The organism is Gracilibacillus halotolerans (assembly GCF_014206945.1).
In the GTDB taxonomy this organism is placed as follows: domain Bacteria; phylum Bacillota; class Bacilli; order Bacillales; family Amphibacillaceae; genus Gracilibacillus; species Gracilibacillus halotolerans.
On the sequence record NZ_JACHON010000021.1, the window covers coordinates 1 to 23,564 of the forward strand.

Annotated in this window: 22 protein-coding genes; 17 read left to right on the forward strand and 5 right to left on the reverse strand. The window is 34.7% G+C overall.

From position 1 onward, the window contains the following. The first annotated feature begins 177 nt into the window (after window positions 1-177). The 3 genes from GGQ92_RS14025 (at window position 178) to GGQ92_RS16620 (ending at window position 7,794) form a co-directional block, all read left to right on the forward strand. On the forward strand, window positions 178-1,167 hold the full coding sequence (locus GGQ92_RS14025) for an acyltransferase family protein (RefSeq protein WP_184250282.1): 990 nt from the start codon (window positions 178-180) through the stop codon (window positions 1,165-1,167). Between the two features lie 217 nt (window positions 1,168-1,384). Continuing rightward, window positions 1,385-4,426: a glucosaminidase domain-containing protein gene (locus GGQ92_RS14030; protein WP_184250285.1), complete on the forward strand. Its 3,042-nt coding sequence runs from the start codon at window positions 1,385-1,387 to the stop codon at window positions 4,424-4,426. 113 nt (window positions 4,427-4,539) lie between these two features. Continuing rightward, a complete protein-coding gene (locus tag GGQ92_RS16620; RefSeq protein ID WP_184250287.1) occupies window positions 4,540-7,794 on the forward strand; it encodes a M14 family zinc carboxypeptidase in 3,255 nt (1,084 codons plus the stop codon). A gap of 476 nt (window positions 7,795-8,270) precedes the next feature. Here GGQ92_RS16620 and GGQ92_RS14040 read toward each other — a convergent pair whose 3' ends face one another. Next, a complete protein-coding gene (locus GGQ92_RS14040; RefSeq protein WP_184250290.1) occupies window positions 8,271-10,277 on the reverse strand; it encodes an acyltransferase family protein in 2,007 nt (668 codons plus the stop codon). Between the two features lie 877 nt (window positions 10,278-11,154). Between GGQ92_RS14040 and GGQ92_RS14045 the strand changes: the two genes are divergently transcribed. Continuing rightward, the gene (locus GGQ92_RS14045) at window positions 11,155-12,228 is read left to right on the forward strand and encodes a glycosyltransferase family 4 protein (RefSeq protein ID WP_184250293.1); all 1,074 of its coding nucleotides are present in this window, start codon (window positions 11,155-11,157) and stop codon (window positions 12,226-12,228) included. A 38-nt stretch (window positions 12,229-12,266) separates the two neighbouring features. Here the strand turns inward: GGQ92_RS14045 and GGQ92_RS14050 are convergent, their stop codons facing one another. Beyond that, complete coding sequence (locus GGQ92_RS14050; protein ID WP_184250297.1) at window positions 12,267-13,298, reverse strand: LCP family protein; 1,032 nt, start codon at window positions 13,296-13,298, stop codon at window positions 12,267-12,269. Between the two features lie 197 nt (window positions 13,299-13,495). On the opposite strand from GGQ92_RS14050, the gene GGQ92_RS14055 reads away from it, so the two are divergent. From GGQ92_RS14055 to GGQ92_RS14070, 4 genes are all read left to right on the forward strand, one after another. Beyond that, on the forward strand, window positions 13,496-13,642 hold the full coding sequence (locus GGQ92_RS14055) for a hypothetical protein (RefSeq protein ID WP_184250300.1): 147 nt from the start codon (window positions 13,496-13,498) through the stop codon (window positions 13,640-13,642). A gap of 101 nt (window positions 13,643-13,743) precedes the next feature. After that, on the forward strand, window positions 13,744-13,968 hold the full coding sequence (locus tag GGQ92_RS14060) for a DUF1659 domain-containing protein (RefSeq protein WP_184250303.1): 225 nt from the start codon (window positions 13,744-13,746) through the stop codon (window positions 13,966-13,968). Between the two features lie 47 nt (window positions 13,969-14,015). Continuing rightward, window positions 14,016-14,228: a DUF2922 family protein gene (locus GGQ92_RS14065; RefSeq protein WP_184250306.1), complete on the forward strand. Its 213-nt coding sequence runs from the start codon at window positions 14,016-14,018 to the stop codon at window positions 14,226-14,228. A 223-nt stretch (window positions 14,229-14,451) separates the two neighbouring features. Further along, window positions 14,452-14,598, forward strand: coding sequence for a YvrJ family protein (locus tag GGQ92_RS14070; RefSeq protein WP_184250310.1), 147 nt, complete (start codon window positions 14,452-14,454; stop codon window positions 14,596-14,598). A gap of 92 nt (window positions 14,599-14,690) precedes the next feature. Here the strand turns inward: GGQ92_RS14070 and GGQ92_RS14075 are convergent, their stop codons facing one another. After that, window positions 14,691-14,846, reverse strand: a complete 156-nt coding sequence (locus GGQ92_RS14075) for a DUF1540 domain-containing protein (RefSeq protein WP_184250313.1) — start codon at window positions 14,844-14,846, stop codon at window positions 14,691-14,693. 234 nt (window positions 14,847-15,080) lie between these two features. Between GGQ92_RS14075 and GGQ92_RS14080 the strand changes: the two genes are divergently transcribed. Together GGQ92_RS14080 and GGQ92_RS16625 are read left to right on the forward strand one after the other, a co-directional pair. Beyond that, window positions 15,081-15,410, forward strand: a complete 330-nt coding sequence (locus GGQ92_RS14080; protein ID WP_343068840.1) for a hypothetical protein — start codon at window positions 15,081-15,083, stop codon at window positions 15,408-15,410. 21 nt (window positions 15,411-15,431) lie between these two features. Beyond that, the gene (locus tag GGQ92_RS16625; protein WP_343068841.1) at window positions 15,432-15,578 is read left to right on the forward strand and encodes a hypothetical protein; all 147 of its coding nucleotides are present in this window, start codon (window positions 15,432-15,434) and stop codon (window positions 15,576-15,578) included. Window positions 15,579-15,632: 54 nt separating this feature from the next. Here GGQ92_RS16625 and GGQ92_RS14085 read toward each other — a convergent pair whose 3' ends face one another. Further along, window positions 15,633-16,886, reverse strand: coding sequence for a helix-turn-helix domain-containing protein (locus GGQ92_RS14085; protein ID WP_184250316.1), 1,254 nt, complete (start codon window positions 16,884-16,886; stop codon window positions 15,633-15,635). Window positions 16,887-17,338: 452 nt separating this feature from the next. On the opposite strand from GGQ92_RS14085, the gene GGQ92_RS14090 reads away from it, so the two are divergent. Then, entirely contained in the window at window positions 17,339-17,902 is a 564-nt protein-coding gene (locus GGQ92_RS14090; protein ID WP_184250319.1) for a nitroreductase family protein, read from the forward strand. Window positions 17,903-17,958: 56 nt separating this feature from the next. On the opposite strand, the gene GGQ92_RS14095 is transcribed toward GGQ92_RS14090, so the two are convergent. Further along, entirely contained in the window at window positions 17,959-18,552 is a 594-nt protein-coding gene (locus tag GGQ92_RS14095) for a 5' nucleotidase, NT5C type (RefSeq protein WP_184250321.1), read from the reverse strand. A 160-nt stretch (window positions 18,553-18,712) separates the two neighbouring features. Between GGQ92_RS14095 and GGQ92_RS14100 the strand changes: the two genes are divergently transcribed. From GGQ92_RS14100 to GGQ92_RS14125, 6 genes are all read left to right on the forward strand, one after another. Then, complete coding sequence (locus GGQ92_RS14100) at window positions 18,713-19,429, forward strand: GntR family transcriptional regulator (RefSeq protein WP_184250324.1); 717 nt, start codon at window positions 18,713-18,715, stop codon at window positions 19,427-19,429. A 299-nt stretch (window positions 19,430-19,728) separates the two neighbouring features. Continuing rightward, window positions 19,729-20,151, forward strand: a complete 423-nt coding sequence (gene phnG / locus GGQ92_RS14105; protein ID WP_184250327.1) for a phosphonate C-P lyase system protein PhnG — start codon at window positions 19,729-19,731, stop codon at window positions 20,149-20,151. Window positions 20,152-20,161: 10 nt separating this feature from the next. Then, window positions 20,162-20,752, forward strand: coding sequence for a phosphonate C-P lyase system protein PhnH (phnH, locus tag GGQ92_RS14110; protein WP_184250330.1), 591 nt, complete (start codon window positions 20,162-20,164; stop codon window positions 20,750-20,752). Next, complete coding sequence (locus GGQ92_RS14115) at window positions 20,752-21,870, forward strand: carbon-phosphorus lyase complex subunit PhnI (protein WP_184250333.1); 1,119 nt, start codon at window positions 20,752-20,754, stop codon at window positions 21,868-21,870. The genes phnH and GGQ92_RS14115 overlap by 1 nt, the downstream gene beginning before the upstream one ends. Beyond that, entirely contained in the window at window positions 21,857-22,726 is an 870-nt protein-coding gene (locus tag GGQ92_RS14120) for an alpha-D-ribose 1-methylphosphonate 5-phosphate C-P-lyase PhnJ (protein ID WP_184250337.1), read from the forward strand. Before GGQ92_RS14115 ends, GGQ92_RS14120 begins: the two co-directional genes overlap by 14 nt. Next, the gene (locus GGQ92_RS14125) at window positions 22,719-23,558 is read left to right on the forward strand and encodes an ATP-binding cassette domain-containing protein (protein ID WP_184250340.1); all 840 of its coding nucleotides are present in this window, start codon (window positions 22,719-22,721) and stop codon (window positions 23,556-23,558) included. Before GGQ92_RS14120 ends, GGQ92_RS14125 begins: the two co-directional genes overlap by 8 nt. Window positions 23,559-23,564: the final 6 nt, after the last annotated feature.

Sequence of the window (23,564 nt, forward strand, 5' to 3'; positions counted from 1 at the left end):
CTCCAAGTCAAGCCTTCACATATATATTCAAATCAGCTTCAAAGCACTATCTGAAAAATTAACTTTCATGTGTCCAAAATATTGACGTAGATCCATTACTACAATACATATTTATTTTTAAAATATGAAAAAAGGATAGTTGACTCAATTCAAAACTTTATGGCGTGGTGGTTAATATTGTCTCATGACAAAAGAATTCAATGGATTGATATTGCAAAAGGAATTAGTATTATACTTGTTGTTTTAGGGCACTCTGGTGAATTTATAGGAAATCACTTTTTGGCTTGGTTTAGAATGCCTCTATTTTTCTTTTTGAGTGGGTTATTGTTTAAACCAATAGATCGGTCTATTTTTATAAAATGGGCTGCGAACAAAACAACTAGAATGCTCATCCCTTATTTTAGTTTTGGTATATTAATTTTAATAATTTTTGGGTATCCAGATTACTACAATCTATCTACTAAGATTACTAACCTAATGTATGGTGGTATAAAACTTACAGGTGAGTATGGAGTGTTTTGGTTTATAACCTGCTTATTGCTCACTCAAATTATGTTTGGTTTCCTTTCTGCTTACTCTGTTAGGACCCAAATAATTGTTATAAGTGTTTCCTATGTATTAGCTCATTTTATTAGCGCTACCTCCTTAAAAGAGGTTGCTATTCCGTGGAATGCTGATGTAGTTTTATTAACTTTAACTTACTATTCTCTGGGTTATTATTTGAAGCAATGGATTCTTAATAATGTTAATAACTTAAAATTATTATTTATTTTTATTATAATTGTCTTTATCTTCGTGTATTTAGATTTTGATAGTGTAATAAGTTATAAATTAGATTTAAAGTATAAAGAGTACCACAATATACTATTAGATTTTATAATTCCTATTTCCTTCTTCTTGCCAATTTGTGCGATAAGTTATCAACTAACTAAATATAGGCTTTCTAAAGTATTATCATGGTTAGGAAAAAACACAATAACTATCATGTACTTGCATATTCCTGTAAACTTACTTGTAAAGGAAGCATTTAGTGTAGATTATGGATTTGTTCTGTTTACCATCGTGGGAACCGTATTTCCATTATTATTAGGATTACTTTTTCGGCAATCAAAGACATTAACTTTCCTATTTCTAAATAGTAATTTGCAAAGATTTTTAATAAAATAAATACTTGTAAGCCGTAAGAATATTATTCCATTAATAGTTTAATATTCTTATTAATGGGTCTTTTTAACTATTGATTCATTTGTCATGGAAGCATATAATTAATGAGTAAAATCATAATTTTAATGCACATAAGGAGGTATTTATTATTAGTAAACGTATATTCCCTTTTGTTTTATCGATGCTATTAGTTTTTTCCATAGTTATGGAACCTATTAGCTTGATAGCATCTCAGGATGAAAAGGAAGATAGTAATATTGATAGTCTTATTCCTATTAAGATTACGGAGACTGTAGATTACCAAGAAATATTATTAAATGAAGGAACGGTACTCTACGCAATCCAAGATGAAAATAAAGAGTATCATATTCCTTTGTATGATAGTTTAACTATCAATATTTCTGAAAGTCAGTTTGAGTTCATTCATAATGAAGAAGTAGATTTACCTAAAAATATCAGCATGGATGAAGTAGAATTTTTAGGTGAAAATCTTTATTTTGCTAATGATGTATTTATTAACGAAGATGACGAACAGGCTATAATTATCAATGATGCCGAAGTATCCTTACCTACTCACAAGTTAGGAGATGAAATAGGATTATATATCGGATATAGATTGTTTGTCTATGAAAATAGTGAATCTGACAATAAAGAATCAACTGAAGAAGGTACCATAAATGATGGTATTCAAGAAGAAGATTTAAATGAATCAGAAAAAAGTGAAGAAAATGATATCGAAGAAGATTCAGAAGTTGTAACTGACCAAGACGATATACAGAATAGTGAAGAAGAAACAACTGAAACTGTCGATTCCGAAGAAACAGATACTGGAGAATCCCCTGCTGATGTAGAAGAGGGCAATGAAAAGCAAAAAGAAGAAGTAGCTATTGCTTCATTTAAAGCTCAAGCTTCAAGCTCTAAAATTCAAGTTCAAGCCGCCGATCCTTGGGCTAACTCTAATGCCAAATATTTTGAAGTAGTAGAAGACAACTTAGCTGTTTTTGATAATAGAAGTGGTAGTTTGGTAAAAATAGGAGAGCTAACAAGAGGACAAACTTATCCAATTGTTAGTGATTATGGAAACTGGCACAGGATTCAGATTGGTACTTATTACGGTTATGTATGGAAAAATAGTACTATTCCCTCCCAGCAAAGTGCAATAAAAAATGAAAATAATTCATATACTAATCAACAACGCACTGTAACAGCAGTTACTGATGTTACAGTCTATGATAACAGTTCTGGTTCATTAGTAGGGTTTGGTAAACTTTCACAAGGAACTAGTATTGCACTTGTTTCCGATTACGGTAACTGGTGGAGAGTTATTTTTGCTGATCGAGTAGGCTATATAAGTAAGTCAGGCGTTAAGACAGACTTCCAAAAAGGGGATAAATTCTTTAAAGTTACAACTAGTGATGCGCCAGTTTATGACAATCGAACTGGTAAACTTGTACAAGTGGGAAGTCTTACAAAAGGTCAAGTCTACCCTATCGACAAAGACTATGGAAATTGGTGGCGAATTAAGTTTAGTAACTACTATGGTTATATTCATAAAAACCAGACTGAATATGCCGATAACAATCTTAAAAATATCAACACCACTTATAAAAATTCAAGTCGTACATTAACACCTCTTAGTAATGTTCCGGTATATGATAATTCAAGTGGGAAACTAGTCCAATTTGGAACAATTCAAAAGGGTGTTAAATACCATATTGCCAGTGACTATGGCAGTAATTGGTGGCGAATTATCTATGCCGATCGTATTGGTTATGTTGCTAAAAGTAGTGTGAAAGCTAGCTTTTTATCAAGTGATAAATATTTTGTTGCGAATAGCGATCTACCAATCTTCGATAACAGAACTGGAGAATTAATTCAAGTAGGAGAATTAGTTGAAGGGCAAGAATATGCTATCGTTAGTAGTTATGGTAGTTGGTGGCGGATAAATTTCTCAAATCATTACGGCTATGTATATAAGTCAGGTACTGATCCGGTTACGAACGTCAGCTACAAAAATAGTAAAGGGAATTTTTCAAACAGCTCAAAACTAGTGAAAACAGCTAGAAATACAACTGTATATGATAACACTTCCGGAAAATTAGTGCCATTTGGTGAAATTTCATCTGATGTTGTCTATCCGATTGTTAGTAGTTATGGTAGCTGGTGGAGAATACTATTTAATGATAGAGTTGGATACATCCATAAAAATGATACGCAAGATACAATCATAACTAGAACAACCTATAACCTATCATTTAATCAAGCTTTAAATATTCAAATGACAGCCAATCCAAAAAGTGATGGAGCAGGAAATAAGAAAGCTAGTAAAGAACAAGTTTCTAGCTACTTGAACCCTGCAAATTTCGTACACGGTAGCGCTAGTTTTTATCAATTCTTATTGCTAGACCAATTTACTTATACTAAGGCTACAGAATTGAATTCAAAGTTTCTCCGCACTAATACACAGGCTGGGTCTTTACAAGGACAAGGTGCTGCATTCATTGAAGCGGCAAATCGATATGGAATCAATGAGGTCTATCTTGTTGCTCATACATTGCATGAAACTGGTAATGGTAAATCTACTTTAGCTAGTGGTGTAAGTAGATGGACTCAGATGGTTCCAGGTACATGTAAACCTGTCAAAGACAAAAATGGTAAGAATGTAATTATTGATATATCACCAAGAAAAGTATATAACATGTATGGAATTCAAGCTTTTGATGATTGTCCTACTAATGCAGGTGCACAGTATGCTTACGATAATGGTTGGTTCACACCGTCAGCTGCTATAGTGGGTGGAGCTTATTTTATTAAAAACGGCTATATTGAAAGAGGGCAAAATACACTTTATAAGATGCGCTGGGATCCTGAATCTGCTGCTAGAACAGGTAGATATGGTAAGCAGTATGCTACTCATATTGCTTGGGCAGATATCCAGGCTAGAAGTATTGCAAGAATGTATAATCAGCTTACTGGATTCTTCTTACAATATGATGTGCCACAATATAGTGATCAACCGTCTACAAGTCAGCCATCCACTAACCTATATAGAGTTAGTACTAGTTCAAGTGGTTTGAATGCAAGATCAACACCAGGGGGTAATAGAGTTTTATCCATTCCTAAAGACACTCTAGTGTCAGTTGCTCTAAATTCAAACGGTGGAGTAGTATCTCAGCAAGCAAATGGTTTAACTTGGTACCAAATTAACTATAATGGACAACAACTTTGGGTAGCAAGTAACTACCTAACAAAAGTAAATTAATAGTGATTATAAGACACGGTTGGGAACCAAAATGGTTACAACCGTGTCTTTGCTATTTAATTGATAAGTCTTTTATAGTAAAATGAAACTAGATTGAGAGAGGGGGAATAGTAGTGAAAAAAGCATTATCTTATTTATTGATAGTTTTCTTGTTGTTTTCGAGTATTCCTAATTCTAGTATGTATGCAATAACTCAAGAATCTACGGAAGTAAATATAGAGGATTACATACTAATAGAGTTATTAGAGGATATATTAATACATGACATCAAGATAGCTAAAGGTACAGTATTATATGCTACTATCGAAGATACGGAAGTAGCGATCCAGTTTCAAGATTCTAAAGAATTTATACCTTTAGAAAAAGTCAATGTAATAGATTCTGAGCAAACAAAGCAAGAATGGGATTTTATTAATGAGGAAGATATGAATTTTACTCCAAATACTTTGGAGCAAGAATCAATCTGGTCTTCCAGAGAAGATCAAGCTAGTCTACATATTAACGCGAGTATCCCTTTTGAAATAACAGAAGATAGTGACATGCCAATTATTTTAATTGGTAATATTGCATTTTATCAAATGGAGAGTAATAAAGAACAACAGCAAAACCCTTCAGAAAAAGAAAATGCTAAGGAAACTGGAAATATTAAGATAGACAATCAAAGAAAAGAAATTGAAAAACAAAATACTAACAATGACGTAATTAAATCATCAACAGAGCCATTAAGCAATCCATGGCAAAATTCCAATTCTTCCTATTTTGAAGTTATTGAAGAAAACGTTCCTATTTACGATAATCGCACAGGTAAACTGGTGAAAGTCGCTGAATTGGTAAAAGGGGAAACATATCCTATACATCGAGACTATGGAAATTGGCACGAAATTACTTATGGAAGTATAAAAGCATATGTTTTAAAAAGTAAAACAGTTCCAAGCCAGGCTTCCGCAATAAGCAATGAGAACAAAGGTTATAAAACTATAAATCGTACGATTACTATACCCAACAAAATCAGTGTCTATGATAATAGTGGCACTAGCTTGAAAGAATACGGTTATTTAGAAAAAGGTTCTAGCCTGAAAGTCACAAGAGATTATGGTAATTGGTGGAGAATTATATTTGCAGGGCGTGTAGGGTATGTTCAAAAAAGTGAAGTACAAAGTCAGTTCTTAAAAACTGACAAGTATTTCATGTCATTAGAAAGCGAACTCCCTATTTATGATAATCGGACAGGTAAATTGGTGAAGGTAGGAGAATTAACGAAAGGTGAATCATATGCTATTAATAGAGACTATGGAAATTGGCATGAGATTAAGTTTGGGAACTACTATGGATATGTTCACAAAAGCGGAACTACACCTTCTACTGGATCAGCAATTAGAAATAAAAATGTTTCGTATACCAACCTAAATAGAACAATACAAATAGTGAAAGACACAAATGTATATGACAATACATCAGGAGAGTTAGTGGAATTTGGTTCGATTAATAAAAATACTAAAATTTCAATATTAAGAGATTACGGTAATTGGTGGAGAATCTTATTTGGTGATAGAGTAGGTTATATTAGTAAAGCTGATACAAATATTGATTTTATTAATAGTGACCAATTCTTCCGAGCAGAAGAAAATCTACCAATTTATGATAATAGAACTGGTCAGTTAGTAGAAATCGGTAACATTACAAAAGGCCAAACATACAAAAGAGTTAGTGACTATGGAAATTGGCACAGAATTCAGTTTAATAATCATTATGGATACGTCCATAAAACTGGAACTTCAGTAGCAGTTAATCCGAGCATTCCTAATTTAAATAAGTCATTCAAGCAATCTAAAGAAAGATTTAGAGCATCGGTTGATCTACCTGTATATGACAATTCTTCTGGTAAACTAGTACAATTTGGAACAATCCATAAAAACCAAACCTATTTTATTACAAGTAATTATGGGAATTGGTATCGAATTGTTTACTCGGATCGAATTGGTTACATTCATAAAGACTTAGTTACAGGACTATTCAATAAGAGTACAAAATATTTTCAAGCTCAAAAGAATGCTCCAATTTACGATAATCGAAGTGGATCATTGGTGAAAATCGGTGAAATAAATGCAGGGCAAGCATATGAGAGAGTTCGTGATTATGGTAATTGGCATCAAATCCGGTTCGGCAATTACTATGGGTATATTCATAAAAATGGAACATTACCTTTAAATACAATTGTATATAAGAATAGAACAAAAAATACTTTTTCCTTAGGTACGTTAACTGCGAAGAGAAATACTACCATCTATGATAATACTGGTGCAAAACTTACACCGTTTGCAAGTTTACAATCAGGTAAAAAGCTACCTGTTACAAGAGATTATGGAAACTGGTTAGAGGTAAATGTGGCTGGTAGGTATGGTTATGTTTCAAAAAATGATGTAAATGCTAATATCATGAAAGCAAAAAATATAGTCAATCCAAAAACAACTTATACCTATGAAATGATGCAGCAAGATATTACGCAACTTAAAAATCAGTATCCAGGTTTAATTTCAAGTAAGATAATTGGTAAATCTGTTGATGGAAGAAATATTTATGCAGTTAAATTAGGAAGAGGGAAAACTGAAATATTTATGAATGGATCCCACCATGCACGAGAATGGCTTACAACCAACCTATTAATGGAAATGATAGATACTTATAGCCAAGCATATGTGAAAAATACGACAGTAGCTGGTTATAATGCGAGACAGATATTAAACAACGCAAGTATTTGGTTTGTTCCTATGGTAAATCCTGATGGAGTGACCTTAGTTCAAAAAGGAGCCTTTAGCGCGAAAAGACCAGCAGAAGTGATTAGAATAAATGGTGGAAGTACGAATTTTAATCGTTGGAAGGCTAATATTAGAGGAGTCGATTTAAATCGACAATATCCAGCTGACTGGGCGCATATTCAACTAAATAGAACATCACCGTCTTATATGAATCATAAAGGTAGAGCGCCGTTAAGTGAACCGGAGACTAGAGCAGTTTATAATTTTACTAACCAACGTAATTTTAAAACAGCTGTTTCTTATCATTCTTCTGGTGAAGTACTCTATTGGAATTATAAGCTTAGAAGTGGGTCATCACAAAGAGCATTAAGTTATAGACTTGCTAAAATGATAGGTAACAAGACTGGATATCGCCTAGTTAATCCAGGTTCAAATCCAAGTGGAGGCGGTTATACAGATTGGTTCATTCAAGGTAAGAAACTCCCTGCTTTCACGCCGGAAATATCTCCACCAGTTGGTGAGAGGCCAGTTCCTGTAAGTTACTTTGACTCCATATGGAGAAAGAATCAATCTATAGGTCTGATGTTGGCGGAGGAAGCTTACAAAAGATAATACAATTTAAATTCATTGTTTGAAAATTACTTTCAAATCACTGATAATCGTTGTTATGCAATTAGAAGATGATTCCTATATAGATAGGGATCATCTTCTTCTAAACTCACTGATACGGAAAATTATCATCGTGTACCGTATAATCAATATTTTTTTGCCACTAACTACATAAAGGGTTTACAGAATTGATAATCAATTTAACTTTATGAACCACCAAACAATTAACATTAGAGTTGTATATTAGGATTCTTTATTGTAATTGTTTCTTTAGTTGAGCGTGTAATTTTACTCTCTGATTTGATTACTTAATAATAGAAGGATAAAAAATACCTATAGATTAAACACGCTTCTTTTGGTGTTTGATCTATAGGTACAAAATTTAATGAGTCATTTCTTATATAAGACTAGACTACCTCAATATTTTATCTAGACTTTAATACAAACTATACTTATTAAGTAATTCTAGATCAAAATTCTCATCTGTTTTCTAACTTTACGATTACTTTTTCGACATATTCCTGAAGTGGCTTTGAAAGAGTTTTTACGTATGATGCTGTTAAGTGATGCTCGTCTCGATAGACCAATATGTTTCCAATTACTGGTTCACATGTTTCATCCCCACAGAAATATTCGGATAAATCTGCTAAAGTTACATTAGTAGGGATTTCTGCAGTATCTTCAAAATCATCAACACTGTCTAATACGTCTTCGACTGGGAATGAACAATCTTGAATTCCTTTTACCTCTACACATGACGGCACATCTTCAGGCATTCTAGGATTATCTCTGACAGCTAATATTTCAGAAATTCCATTAAACTCTTCCCAAATTTCCTTATATTCTCTTGGTATATCTGCATTTCCAAAAACTGTTGCTGTAGTAAATATCATATCCGGTTTAGCTTCCAGCAATAATTCTTTGACTTCAACATTCCATTCCATACATTTTTCATTTAAAAAACCATTAAAATCACTATTTGAAAATCTACAACCGTCTCTTATATAAGTATCTAATCTAATATTTAAATTCTCTGCAATTTTCTCCAAAGCAGTAAACCAGTGTCCTGAATGGGAACCACCCACTAAAGCTATCGTATATTCAGGGTTATCTAAATTTCCATAGGAACATGTTTTAGGTTCGGTATCCCGAATACTAGTAAAACATTCTTGCTCATAATAAAAGTGAGCAGTATCGTTTAAAGCATTAATTGGTTCTGGTATGAATTCGACATCGCTAGATTGTTCAATTCCTTCAAAAATTGTTAGTGCTCCAGGATAATCTTCTACCTTCATTTCTACATCAATGGCAGTGTTATCCTGTAATTTTTTTGTATCATCTAACCAAATATATGAAGGAATTAAAGTGATAATTAAAAATATAGATAATGTAATAAGTAATTTCACTTTATTATTTTTTACACTAAGCTTTCTTATCGGATTCTCTAATATTTTTGAAGAAACCCATGCAAGAATAAATGTTATCAATATAATCAATAATCCATGTGTAAAAGGAACCCTATCAACTTGAAAATAATTCAAATAGAAAATAAGGAGTGGCCAATGCCATAAATATATTCCATAAGATATACTACCAATAAACATAAGTGTTTTAGATGATAAGAAATTGGCTACTCCAAACGATTCATATTTTTCTGCTGATAGTATTACCATGATTACACCGAAGGTAGGTAGCAATGCGACGTATCCAGGAAACATTGTTGACACAGGCAATACTAAGCCTGTTAATACAATGATTCCTAGCCCAATCCACCCGATAATAATTCTTATATTTCTACTTAAAGAAATATAAGGTAATAATAAAGCTAGAATAGCTCCCAAACTAAATTCCCAAATTCTTGCGAATGTATTAAAATAAGCCCAAGGTTGATTTACGGCTGTAATATATATTGAATATACAAACGAACTTACAAATAAAAGTAATAATGTCACAAGAAATGTTTTTCTAATGGGTAAATTTAAAAGCTTTTTAGAAATTATAATAACAATAAACAAAACTGTTGGCCATAGGATATAAAATTGAAATTGTAATGACATTGCCCAAAAATGTTGGAATGGGCTTGCTCCACTATTTTGTGCTAAATAATCAATTGATTGATTTGCTAATTGCCAATTTTGAAAATAAAAAATAGAAGAAAAAGCATGTTTAACTGTTTGCAACCATTGTGTTTTCGGTAATATTATCATGGACATAATCACAATAAATATAATTACTGTGTACGCATGAGGAAGTAATCTTCTTAGTATTCCCAACAAATACTCGAAGAAATTAATCTTTCCATCCCTTTGAATTCTATTTAATAATGACGTAGTAATTAAGTAACCAGAAACAATAAAGAATACGTCAACTCCACCTGATACTGAATTTAACCAAATATGGTATACGACGACAAGAAGAGAGGCAACTGCACGTATACCTTCAAGTTCTGGCCTGAATCTTCTTTCCGCTAATCTTAGGTCATTCATTATAACTTCTCCAATTCTAATAGTATTATAATTTTTTCTATATCCTTTACATAAATTTATTTTATAATGATTTCGTCTATTTCTGAAACTAATTATGACCAGTATAGAGACAGTAACTGACATACCCTAAATAAAGAAAAATACTACAAAGACATCATAATCTTCTTGAACATATAATGTACTCCATCTGCAAGTAAATTATGTAAATGGCAATATGTTTTGAACTATTTATAACTCCTTATTGATATTCTTGAAGTTAATTAGATGTAAACTATCTCACAACTAAAAAGATAATAGTCATACTGCGCGTTTGCATTCAAAAGTACCTAAATTTATACATCCCTTAGTGCATGCGAAGATTTTGTGAAGGATCCTTGTTATTCATTTTTTACGTTTGAAAAACTTATCATTACTACATTACAACTTAAGGCTATCAATAGCTTTCTTTTAATTACACCAATTAATAGATACCTCTCTAAACTTGCCCAACTCAGAAACTTAGTGATTTTATACTCTATCCCAAGTCCTATATAATCATGAACATAACTAATATTCTATCATATTTACGAAGCAAATAAATAGTTGTTTTGATATTTATTCTTCATCGAGTTCTAAGAGGCTAACTATTTAGAGTCAACACATCTTTAGTATAAAAATTCTATATCGGTTTGCTATAGTAAATTTCATGGATAAGCTGATTATAATAACATAAAAGAATCTTTACTCGATACTAACCATTATTTATTTTTCAATGCTTTCTCTAATATTCTGTAACTTTTCTCTCTAATAACCGTCATATAATATAACTAGGTGACAAATCATATAAATATGATAAAATGATTTAATGAGCTTAAATATGAACAAGTAGGTGGAATACATGTTTAACATTACAGAGCTACTAGTAGCGTTCCTTATATCGAGTATTGTGGCTTTTGTAACAACACCATTGATACGGAAATTAGCCATTAAAATAAATGCAGTAGACCACCCTGATGAAGACCGTAAAAAACATGCGGAGCCAAAGGCAAGAATCGGAGGCTTGGCAATTGTATTAGGGGTAATTGCTGGGCTTATATATTTACAACCTGAACACCCCCATATGAATGACATCATTATCGGTGGAATAATTATCATCATCACAGGCCTACTTGATGATTTATTTAATTTGAAACCATATCAGAAATTGATCGGCCAGGTAGCAGCGGCTTCTGTTATTATTTCATCTGGTCTAATTATAGATAAATTAACAATGCCTTTTGTTGGAACTATCGAATTAGGATTCTTCGGTTACGCACTAACATTCCTATGGATAATTGGAGTTACGAATGCTATCAACCTTATTGATGGTTTGGATGGCTTGGCAGCAGGAGTATCTGCAATTGGATTAACGAGTATTTTAATTATTGCTATTACGGATTATCGTATTATTGTGGTGTATCTATGCATGGTAATGGTGGCGAGCTGTCTTGGCTTCCTTTATCACAACTTTTACCCCGCCAAGATTTTTATGGGGGACACTGGTGCATTGTTTTTAGGCTATGCAATTGCTGTTATATCGATGCTAGGTCTATTTAAGAATGTTGCACTGTTTAGCTTCATTATTCCAATCATCATAATTGCTGTACCAATCTTTGATACTATATTTGCGATTATACGAAGAGTAATTAATCGACAAAGTATTGGACAGGCAGACCGCAAACATATTCATTACCGATTGATGGAGCGCGGGTATTCACATCAAGCTTCTGTCTTAATCATTTACGCCTTTACGGGAGCATTTGGTATTATGGCCATTATATTTAGCAGTGCTACACTACTGGCCTCACTAATTGTAATTGTATTATTTGTCTTAGCAATTCAAGTAATCGCAGAATTAACTGGAATTTTCAATGGCCAACAACCTGTTTTAAATGGAATTCGAAAAATGATGGGTAAAAAAGAAAATGTTTAAAACTTTATAAAATGGGTAAAGAAAAGAAGAGTCACATATTAATATGTAGACTCTTCTTCTGTGTTGTCTGATTTAGGATAATCTGTAGAAGGCTGTTCCAATTCTAAGTGAACTTTTAATTCGTGTTGTACTTCTGCTAGAGATTCCTCATCAATTATATAATAAGAGATATTCCCAATATCTTGACCGGCACCCTCTAGTACTAATTGATCAATATTAGAAGTGCGAAAATCGGAATAATTTTTAAGAAAGCCGATACCTTCTGTGATTTTCATATTCGTTTCTATATTATCTCCTAGATCTTTAGCTAAGTCATCTACTTTAGTTATCGTTGTTAGAGACATAACTTCTTTGATGATAGCTTCTACTACCTGTCTTTGCCGTTCTGTACGTCCTATATCATTTCTAGGGTCCCAAAGACGCATTCTGGCATATGCTAAAGCATGTCTACCGTCTAAATGCATTTCTCCTTCATAAAACTTTAGCTTTTCCGCTACTCGGTCATCACTGTTTTGTTCAAAGTCAAAAGGAACATCAACAGTTATACCACCAATTGTATCAACAATGGCTTTAAACCCATCAAAGTTGACTGTAGCATAATAATCTATAGGAATGTCTAAAAACTCTTCGACTGTCTTAATAGATAATTCTTTACCACCGAATGAAAAGGCATGGTTAATTTTGTCTTTGCCCTCACGACCAGGAATCGTTACATAACTATCTCGTGGAATACTAACTAACTTAAGATTCTCTTCATCTGGGTTAAATGTTGCTACCATAAGTGTATCCGAGCGTCCACCTTTTCCACCTGTTGTATAGTCCTCGACACCTAATAGGAGAAAAGATACAGGATCGGTGCTGATTGAAACTGCTTCATCCCTTTTTTCCGATTTTTCTCCTCGCTCCAATTCTTCGTACGTTTCATTAGCTGCATTGTACGTTTGTGTGAATAAATAAACACCATAGACAATCGTAGCGAGTGCGATTAAACCGATGAATAAGAGAATTCGTCTAACCCTTTTTTTACTTTTTTGTTTTTTGTGTACTTTACGCATTTCTTTGCGTGCCATTTGAATTCCCCTCTGAAAAAATAGTCTAACGTTGTCTATTATAATGAATATACCTAGTTTTTACAATCCCAATTCCGCATATTGATTCATAATGTAATGGGAATGTAATAAATACTTTAAAATCTCCATATATTTTCATCGAGTTTATGTTATGATATGGTTAATTCTGTTGAAATATGCACGAGGAGGAGTACCATGTGAATAAGGGGAAAAGAAGGGCATTTCTAACTATGATGCAAAGTGCCTACGAGAAAGAACAAAAAGAAGCTACACTGGACGAAATAATGACGGATATGAAAAATACTCTACATTTAATATATAAAGATACGAAGAAAGGCTCTTGAAGCAAAATTTCGAGAGTCTTTTTATTTGTTTAAATAAATGCTGTGTAAGCAACACTTATCTCTTTCTTCTTTGGATTATAGAAGTGAAGGAGGTGATAGATATGGCTTCTACAGAATTAATTAACTCTCGTTTGCAGCTTATCTTCGAAAATGGAACAGACCCTGTAAGTGGTAACCCGATCTATAAAACAAAATCATTTAACAACATCAAATTGGATGCAACTGCTGATCAACTTATGGCTGTTACGAAAGCTCTTGTTCCATTGCAACAATTGCCACTAAATGCTGTTCGACGAAATGCAACAGAACAAATTGTCGAAGGTTAATCCAGCAAACATCATTAACGAAATAGAAATAGAGAGGAGGTGGCATGGTGAAAACTCTTGAATTACGATTTGAAAACGAAGAAGGGAAAAATGTGACAATCTCTTTAGATAATCCGGTCGAGCCTGTGGATCCAGCAGAGATTAACGCAGCAATGGATGAAATAATCGCGCAAAATGCATTTGACTCCTCTGGTGGGGAGCTTGTTGCAAAGAAAGATGCTCGAGTGGTAGAACGTAATGTAACAGTAATTGAACTATAAGCGCAGAATTAATGGGAAAGGGGAGCACTCGCTCTCCTTTTTCTGTCTATTGTAAACAAACATTAGATTAATATGACTCAATATTGGATTAACACATTTAACATCAGATAACTACTACCCAACATTCGATTGTAAAGTTTAACATCAGATAACTCATCAACAACATTAGATAAGCATTCTTCAATATCGGATTCCCAAAATACACTACAGTGGAGGTGACAAAATGCAGGAAACGTGGGTATCTTTAATTACCGATATCGGTTTTCCAGTTGCGGTGACGTTCTATTTAATGCATCGCATCGAAAATAAGCTCGACACATTAAACGAATCCATTGTTCGCTTACCTGAAAAAATGAGTCGACCACAATAAGGGAAAGTGCCAAACTGAACACATTGTCAGTACAATCAAAATTAACCTCAGCTATCCAATCTAGATAGCTGAGGCCGTTTAAAGAAGGCGTGTTACACGGACGGCTCGAATGTTTGACAGTCTGTTTCTTTCACATTCGAAGCGCTCTTTCCAGTATGACTGACGACATAGATGTTTTCAGCAATACATCTGTTTCCTTCAGCCCAATACTTACAGTTATTCACTTCACACTTTACATCTTTCGCCATCCTTGCCCACCTCCTGTATGCCTATTTTCTGTGAAATGAACAGAAACATTCATGGGAGATTTCGGAAAACAGATGAAGTATATCAGAACATATCAAAAAATTAACCTTGCTAAAAATTGAAACTACGTGATAGACTAGGTCAGTCAGTGTGTAGAGATATTGGTTAATACTAAAAATATATGTCGCATGAGATACGTCTACCATCTGAAATACTTGAATTGGGAGATGTAAGACATGCATAAAGAGACAAGATTACCTCAAAACGGAAGAGAATTTGTGTTGTTTTTAGCTATTATTTCTATCCTATCGGTAAACATTATCGCACCAATCATTATGGGATTTGAGCTAGGATTCCGGAAGGATGTATATTTAGAAACACTACAAGTACTCCCGATAATCTGGGTCTGTGTTGTTTTGTTAGTCGTTTTCGTAGCTAATCCAATCGTCAATAAGTTAGTACCTAAATTTGTAGAACCAACTGATGGATTTAATACAAGAGTGTTGTTCACAATTTTATTTAGTGTCACAATTTTATCGATGCTACTTACTATTATTGGCCCATGAATCGGTATGGGAAAAATTAGCATGGCACCATTCGAAACATTTTTCTATGTTTGGCCACGTAACTTTTTTATTGCTTTTTGGGTAGAGGTCCTAATCGCACAACCGATTGCTAGAATGGCAATGAAAAAATTACATGAGAGTCAATCAAAGAAATTAGCGAATGCTTAATCCTGAAAGGTTATCTTTAAGGTTTGGATGCTTAGAAATAAGTTCCAAGCCTTTTTACTTCTTCAAAATGTAATTGCTTGTTTTTTCTTTAATGAGCACCATTTGCTTCAAATAGTCAGCGGACTGCTTGTACATTCTCATACGATAACAAATATCCTGCAAGAGTCCATAACATTTATATTTCTCATGCAAATCAGCATTGTCCTTAAAGTATGGGATGATTTTATTTAGCAATAATTGTATCGTATTCGAGGTATATAATTGATTATGAATTTCTAGTTCCAAAAGTAATGTTTTGTATTGATATTTTTGGTTACTTGCGAGCTTCTTGATTGTACGAATATAATCTAATGCGTTTTGTTCACGATTTAATTTCCAAAATATTTTTGCTGTTAAATACAAATACTTAACAGTAAAATGGGTTTCTTTTTCACTTACTTTTGCAGAACGTAAAAGTCGTATCGCTTCCTCATAATCGTTCTGTGCATAATGAATCTGAGCTAAGTAGTAGTATATCAGCTCTGTTTTTATCATATAATCTTTATGATAGGGGCTATCAAGAATTTGGTTGAATTCCTCTTTCGCTTGTTCATATTCGTGGGTTTTCAGTAGATTAATCGCGGTGATAATTCGTATTTGTAGCATTTTAGCTATCTGGAAATCGCTTTGCAATAATTGATTTGCTTTTTCGATATGTTTATTGGATTCCGAAACGAAGTTTAATTTCGAGTATAGCATGGCGAAGAAAAGGTGGTATTCCATATCTTCTCCTTGTTTATGTTTGGTTGCTTGCTCCATTGCCTTATGTGCAGATAATAATTGATCTGTTTGTATATAGTGATGAGCAAGGGATTTATAAAATAGAAATAATCCTGTAGAGGTTAATTGAAGAGCATTCTTGCTGATTTGAGGCAAAAGCTTTTTTGCTTCTGTAATGTTTAGTTCTAGGGTCGCATGATAGAAACGATATAATCGGAACAAAAAAGAAACTTGTGCTGCCTGCGAAATGGGGAGTAGTCTTTGTAGTTCGCTCAGAAGATATTCAGACTTTTGTTTATTTCGTTGGGATAAGGATAGATACAAATTTTGAAAAAGTTGTTCTGGAACTTTATTATGATGTGGTGCGTTAAATTCTTTAACATCAAAAACATAACGGAATTTTGCTAAGAATTTGTTATTGAGTGGGATACTACCACTCTCCAATTTACTAATGTAAGAATGAGAATAGCCTAAACGTTCTGCAATTTCTTGTTGGGTTAATTGACGATCCACTCTGAATTGCTTTATCCATAGTCGTGTTTCAAGCAACTACCTCAAAGCTCCCTTCGTAAAATAGTATATTTTTTGGTTCATTAAATAATAGGAATAACTATTTTAGTTCTATTGACCCCCTCCTTTTTTATCATTCATTTAATATTATTCGTTAGAAAATGACAAATTCCTTCTTTTATTTTGAAATTTTATAATATTTACCAATCCATTCAACTAGGAAGCAAATTATTAGAACAATACAGACTAAAATAAATCCTTTCACACCGATTAGTGGTAGGACAAGGATAATAACTGGTATAAGCAGTAAGAATAAAAGCATCATGCCTCCGATGAACAAAATTCCATTCATAGTAGTCAGCCCTTTTTAGGTATTTGCCTATAGTTTATGTAGAATTTATGGAAGAGGTGACTCACTGTGAGGGGCAAGTGCATTTACTTTGAGGAGGCGTTTTGTATCCTCTATAATTTAAAAGGAAGGAGAGATAGAAATGAACATAGAAAAATATCGACAGGCAGAATATGAGATAGACAGCTTATTCCTTGAACGTTGGTCTCCGCGCTCATTTTCTGATAAACAAGTAGATGAGAAAACATTATGGAGTTTATTTGAAGCGGCTCGCTGGTCACCATCGGCAATGAACTCGCAGCCATGGCGTTTCATCGTAGCGCGTAAGAAGGAAGAATTAGAAAAATTTAATTCATTTATATTAGAAGGAAATCGAATCTGGTGTGAAAAGGCTCCAGTGTTAGCATTAATCATCTCAGATAAAGAAGCTGGTGCAAACCATGCATTTGATACTGGTGCCGCATGGCTCGCATTAGCTCTTCAAGCAAAAATGAAGGGCTTAATTACACACCCGATGAGTGGAATCAATAAAGAGAAAGCACGAGATGTATTACATATACCGGAACAATTTGAGATACAAGCTCTCGTAGCTATCGGATATCAGGACGTTAGAGAAAAGTTGGCTCCAGCCTTACAAGAAAGAGAACAACCTTCTCCACGTCGCCCTATAGCTGAATCCATTATCGAAGGCTCGTTTAAAGAATAGATCTAGTCTAACTAGGTCTATTCTTTCTTTAAGAGTGTCATCCTCATGGAGATTATTTATGAATGTAATACTGGCTGCAATTCTACATCTTTTGATTCTGAAGCGCGCAATTCTTTAAAATACTTATGTATTTCCATCCAATTATTCACTTTAATATGTTTTGTTCTACTACCTTCATTATGATAGGCTTTATACAAGATACCAGTGCCGCCTGTACTCGTAAATGCATCTAGCTGAGTCAGGGTATCATCAATTAGAAAGTCTGCTTGCACAACTTTTTTGTTCCCACAAAAGATAAAATAATGATGATTTAAAAATGGAAAGTGCTCTTGTAACCATTCAAACTTGTCCATAAAGGAGTGAGGGACCTCCATTGCAGCTGTTGCAATATAGATATCATAATGTTCATTAAGCTCTTGAACAACGGGAACGGCAGATTCGATCACTTCTAAATCACGGAAAAATCCGGGTTTGTTAATTTCTTGTCCAATTTGCTGAATCTCCTGGTGATTTAAAGAGTCCCAAATACTATTTCCGCGTAGTTTGTCTTCACTTAGAGCATATCCAAGCTCGTTTGCTGTTTGGAAGATTTTTTTAGACGTATCTGCTAGAACTTCATCCATATCAATCGCAATACTTAATCTCTTCACAAATCATCCACTCCTATCATAGTCTTACTTTCATTCTAGCTGGTAACTTTGTAAACATCTATATTTGTAAAGGATTCTTAACGTTCATTTAGAATACCTGTCCTAAATAAAAAGTTTGATAGAATATATACATACAGGGACAAAGTTAATGGAGGCTACTATGGAGAACAAAGAAATGCAAATAATTGATGATATCATGAATCGAATGATACAAAAGGAACTGCAACCAGGAGAAAAACTTCCTTCTGAAAACAAACTAGCGGACAAATATCGCGTTCCAAGAATCACGGTACGTAATGCGCTGTTAAAATTGGAGGATAGAGGCCATATTTATTCCGTACAAGGGAAAGGTCGCTATCTGAAGGAAGAATCTATCCAAGTTCAATTACCACTCACAGGGAGTACAAGCTTCACGGAAAAAATGGAGAGTATGGGTTACGATTACTGCACGAAAAACATTGACTTCACTCTAGTCCCATATAACTCAAAAATCTATTCGCACCTTCAAGCAAGTGAGTCGGATATCGTATATCGAATTGGTCGAATTCGTTATATTAATAAGGAACCGATTGCGATTCATTATTCCTATGTAAAGGAAGTAACTTTTCCAACAATCCAAAAAGACGGACCTAATATAAATTCGATGTTTGCCTATTATCGTAAGCACGGAATCAATGAATTTACGAGTAAGCAAACATTATTGAGTGTCACGTTTCCAACGTTGGAAGAACAGAAATTGCTAGCATGTAAAAGCATGGTACCACTTATGGTTGTGGAAACAGATAGTGTCGATAAAGAAACAGATATACTATTAGAATATACAAAAATTATATACCGTAGTGATCGGTTTAAATACGACATCACTATAAATGATTAACAGGGAATCTATTCCGGTAAAAGGGATAGGTTCTTATTTTTGAGGATAAGGAAGGATATTTTTATTGCTAAAGCATTCGCCTGCGTTTTTCTAATTGTCTAGCTCCAGCGCCTACCCCCTCGAGGTCTTAAGTAATGCTATTCTGTGGCAAAGAGCGCCACGCCAAGCCTTACTTAAGCTTGTCGGGGCTGAACAAGGCGCCTGCGCTTTTCCTATCTTTACAAATACTTTACCTTTTCTTAAAACACAGCAACTTGGCAACAAGTTACGATAGGAACAAGAAGGAGGAGGTCGTAACGATGAATAGGAGAAGAAGGACCGAAATCTTAATACAAGGTAAACCAAGTCTTGCTCAGAAATTGGCTGATGAGATTAAAGAAAAGTATCTATGCCAAGAAGTCTCCGCACCGAAATATGGATTAACGATGATGAAAGTACGTGAAACAGCGAAGAATTCACTTTTTTATATCGGCGAAGTACTAGTAACCGAAGCGAAAGTAGCAATTAAACAGGAGATTGGCGTTGGAATCGTTATAGGGATGAAAGATGAACTAGCCACACATTTAGCGATTATTGACGCAGCATATAATGCGGAGCTACCAGAAACAGCAAATTGGGAAGCGCCATTACTAGCAGAAGAGCAAGCCATACGAGAAGAAAAAATACACAAACAAGCACAAATATTACGAACAAAAGTTCAATTTGAAACGATGGAAGTTTGACAAGGGAGGAATGGCAGTGGCTTTAGATATCGTTCACGATACTCAAGAGACATATCGGAAGGTACTCACTAGTATGTCGAGACCTGGAACAATTTCTACCGTAATAGGAGATATGGATAATCCATTTCCATGTCATTACGCAACATTTCTTACAATTTTAACGTTACTAGACAGAGAGGTATACTTTCATGTGATTTCTGATGGCGAAAATCTAAGTAAGGTAATTACAGATTATACATTGGCTCAGGAAACATCGATAGAAAATGCAGATTTTATCATCGTTCCAAATGGTACAAATGAAGAAGCGGTCATAGATGCAATGCAAAAGTGTAAAGTAGGGACATTGGAAGACCCACAAAATTCATCTACATGGATCATCGAACAAAATATGATCAGCGTAACTGGAACAATAACATTAACAGGACCAGGTATTAAGCATACAACGTCGTTACACCTTGATATTACTGCAGAGTTATTGGAAATGAGAAACCGTAGAGTGCAGGAATTCCCACTCGGTATAGATCTCATATTTACAGATCCCGTATCACTCGCCTGTATACCACGTACTACAAAAGTTTCTTTAGATGGAGGTGTTATCTAATGGGATATGTTGCCGTGAAGGGTGGAACCAATGCAATTGAAGCATCCATCCAGCGCCTTAAATACGAACGTTTAAAAGGCAAGGAAGTAATCGAGGTAGAGACGATATTAAAGACAATGCGTCAGCTTGTTGACCAAGTAATGTCCGAAGCAAGTTTGTACAGTCCCTATCTCGCAGCGCTGGCAATTAAACAGGCAGAAGGAAGTATGGAAGAGGCAGTCTTTTTACTTCGTGCTCATCGGTCAACATTGCCTAGACTTTATTACAGTCAAACAGTAAATACCGAAGCAATGTTCGTAGAACGTAGAATATCCGCAAGTTTTAAAGACATACCAGGCGGACAAATTCTCGGTGCTACACACGATTATACGCATCGTCTTCTAGACTTTGATTTAGCAGCCGAAACGAAAGCAGATATCGAAAAATGGACGAATCAGTGGATGGAAGAAATAAAAGAGATAGAATCTCACGGTGAACTCAAACATTTTCCAAAAGTAGTGGACTATTTACGTGAGGAAGGATTATTTCCGACGTATCCTTTAAATAATGAAAACCCAGACGATGTGACAAAGAAAAGCTTAGCATTTCCAGCATCTCGCAGTGAGCGACTGCAAATATTAACCCGTGGCCAAACTGGAGCAGTTACCTCCCTTGGATACGCGTCTTTACGAGGTTATGGCCAAGTACACCCAAATGTTGGCGAAGTCCGAGTGGGAGATGTACCGATTTATGTTGCGTCATCAAACGAAAATACAGAAGCCAAAGATGATGAGTATTATATTGGCGACGTAAAATTGACCGAGGTGGAATCTTTCGTTCCAGTTACAACAAAAAATGAGCGAAATGAAATGGAATTAAATTTTGAAATTGGGTATGGCATATGCTACGGCCAGAACGAAACGAAGGCAATCGCGATGAGCATCCTCGATCAATGTCTAGAAAATCAAGATAATCCTTTCTCAACACATGACGAGGAATTTGTCTTATATCATATTGATTCGGTTGAATCTACCGGGTTTATCTCACATTTGAAATTACCACACTATGTTACGTTTCAATCAAAATTAGATAGTGTGCGTAATGTGAAAAAAGGGAGGGCGGAAGATGAAAAAGCTTAAAACACATTTTGCTTTTCTAGATGAAGGATCCAAAAAGGAAATTCGCAGAGCTACATTAAAAGCTGTTGCGATTCCGGGTTATCAAGTTCCGTTTGCATCAAGAGAAATGCCAATTGGCCGTGGCTGGGGAACGGGTGGTCTTCAATTGACACTATCGCTCGTTGGAAAAGAAGATGTTTTAAAGGTGATTGACCAAGGAGCGGATGAATCGGTTAACGCCGTTAGTATTAAAAAACTTGTTCACTCAACGACAAATGTAGAACTTACCGAAGCAACAGAGGATGCAACTCTTATCCAATCACGGCACCGCATTCCAGAAATTCCTTTAACGAAGGATCAAATTTTAGTGCTACAGGTGCCGATGCCCGAACCTTTGAGGACATATGAAAAGAAAGAATATATCACCAAAATGCTTCATGCAGAAAAAGAGTACAGCGGAATTTGGCTCATGTTATTTGAACAGATTATGAAATATGGAAGAACGAGTACAGATGCAGACCACCCTGTTTTAGTTAACGAGCGATATGTGATGGCGCCGAGCCCAATCCCACGTTTTGATAATCCGAAAATGCATCATTCGGAAGCATTGATTTTATTAGGTGCTGGTCGTGAAAAGAAAATTTATGCTGTTCCACCATATACAGATGTAGCTTCTTTAGCATTTGATGACTATGTCTTTCAGAAAGAAGACTTTTCTGGGGAAGCCTGTCATTTATGCGGAGCAACAGATGTGTTTTTAGATGAGTTAGTAGATGATCATACAGGAAAAACAATCTACCAATGTAACGATACGAGCTATTGTGTAGATCGACTAAACAAATTGGAACAGGAAGAGGTGAGCACAGTTGATGCTTGAAGAACCAATTCTATCTGTAAAGAATCTTTCAAAACAATTCGGTGATGGCTGTAGACGGTGTAGCGATCCGAGTACGAGAGACTTAATCAAAAATTACTGTCCGAGTTGTGGCATGGTGTTTGCGTGTAGAGATATTTCTCTCGATTTGTATCCTGGAGAAATTTTAGGTGTAGTTGGGGAAAGTGGCAGTGGCAAATCGAGTTTAATGAAATGTTTGTATTTCGATTCAGACGTTACATCTGGTGAATTGTATCTTCAAGACGAAGAGTTTTATGGACAAAATTTATGGACTTTATCTGCTCAGAAAAAAAGATATATTCGCAATCACAAATACGGAATGGTTTATCAAAATCCTGTCCACGGATTAAAAATGGATTTTACTTCAATCGGAAATATTGCGGAGAAACTAATCGCAGCGGGAAATCGAAACGTTGACAATATGAAAATGGTAGGAGAGAAATTACTAGATACCGTCCATATTCCATTATTCCGTATGAAGGAGGAACCGAGGAATTTCTCAGGCGGAATGCAACAACGTGTACAAATCGCAAAAGCTTTATCGAATAACCCACCAGTTCTATTTTTAGACGAGGTTACAACTGGTCTAGATTTATCGGTTCAAGCAGACGTACTAGACCTAATTAAAAGAATACAAAGGGAATTTGGTATTAGCATGATTGTCGTTTCCCATGATTTAGCTGTCATTCGAATGCTTGCGGATCGAACAATTGTCATGTTAAACGGTGAAGTTATTGAAAATGGTCTCACCGATCAAATTTTAGAAGACCCAATTCATCCATATACGCAAACGTTAGTCTATTCATTGTTATAGGGGGGA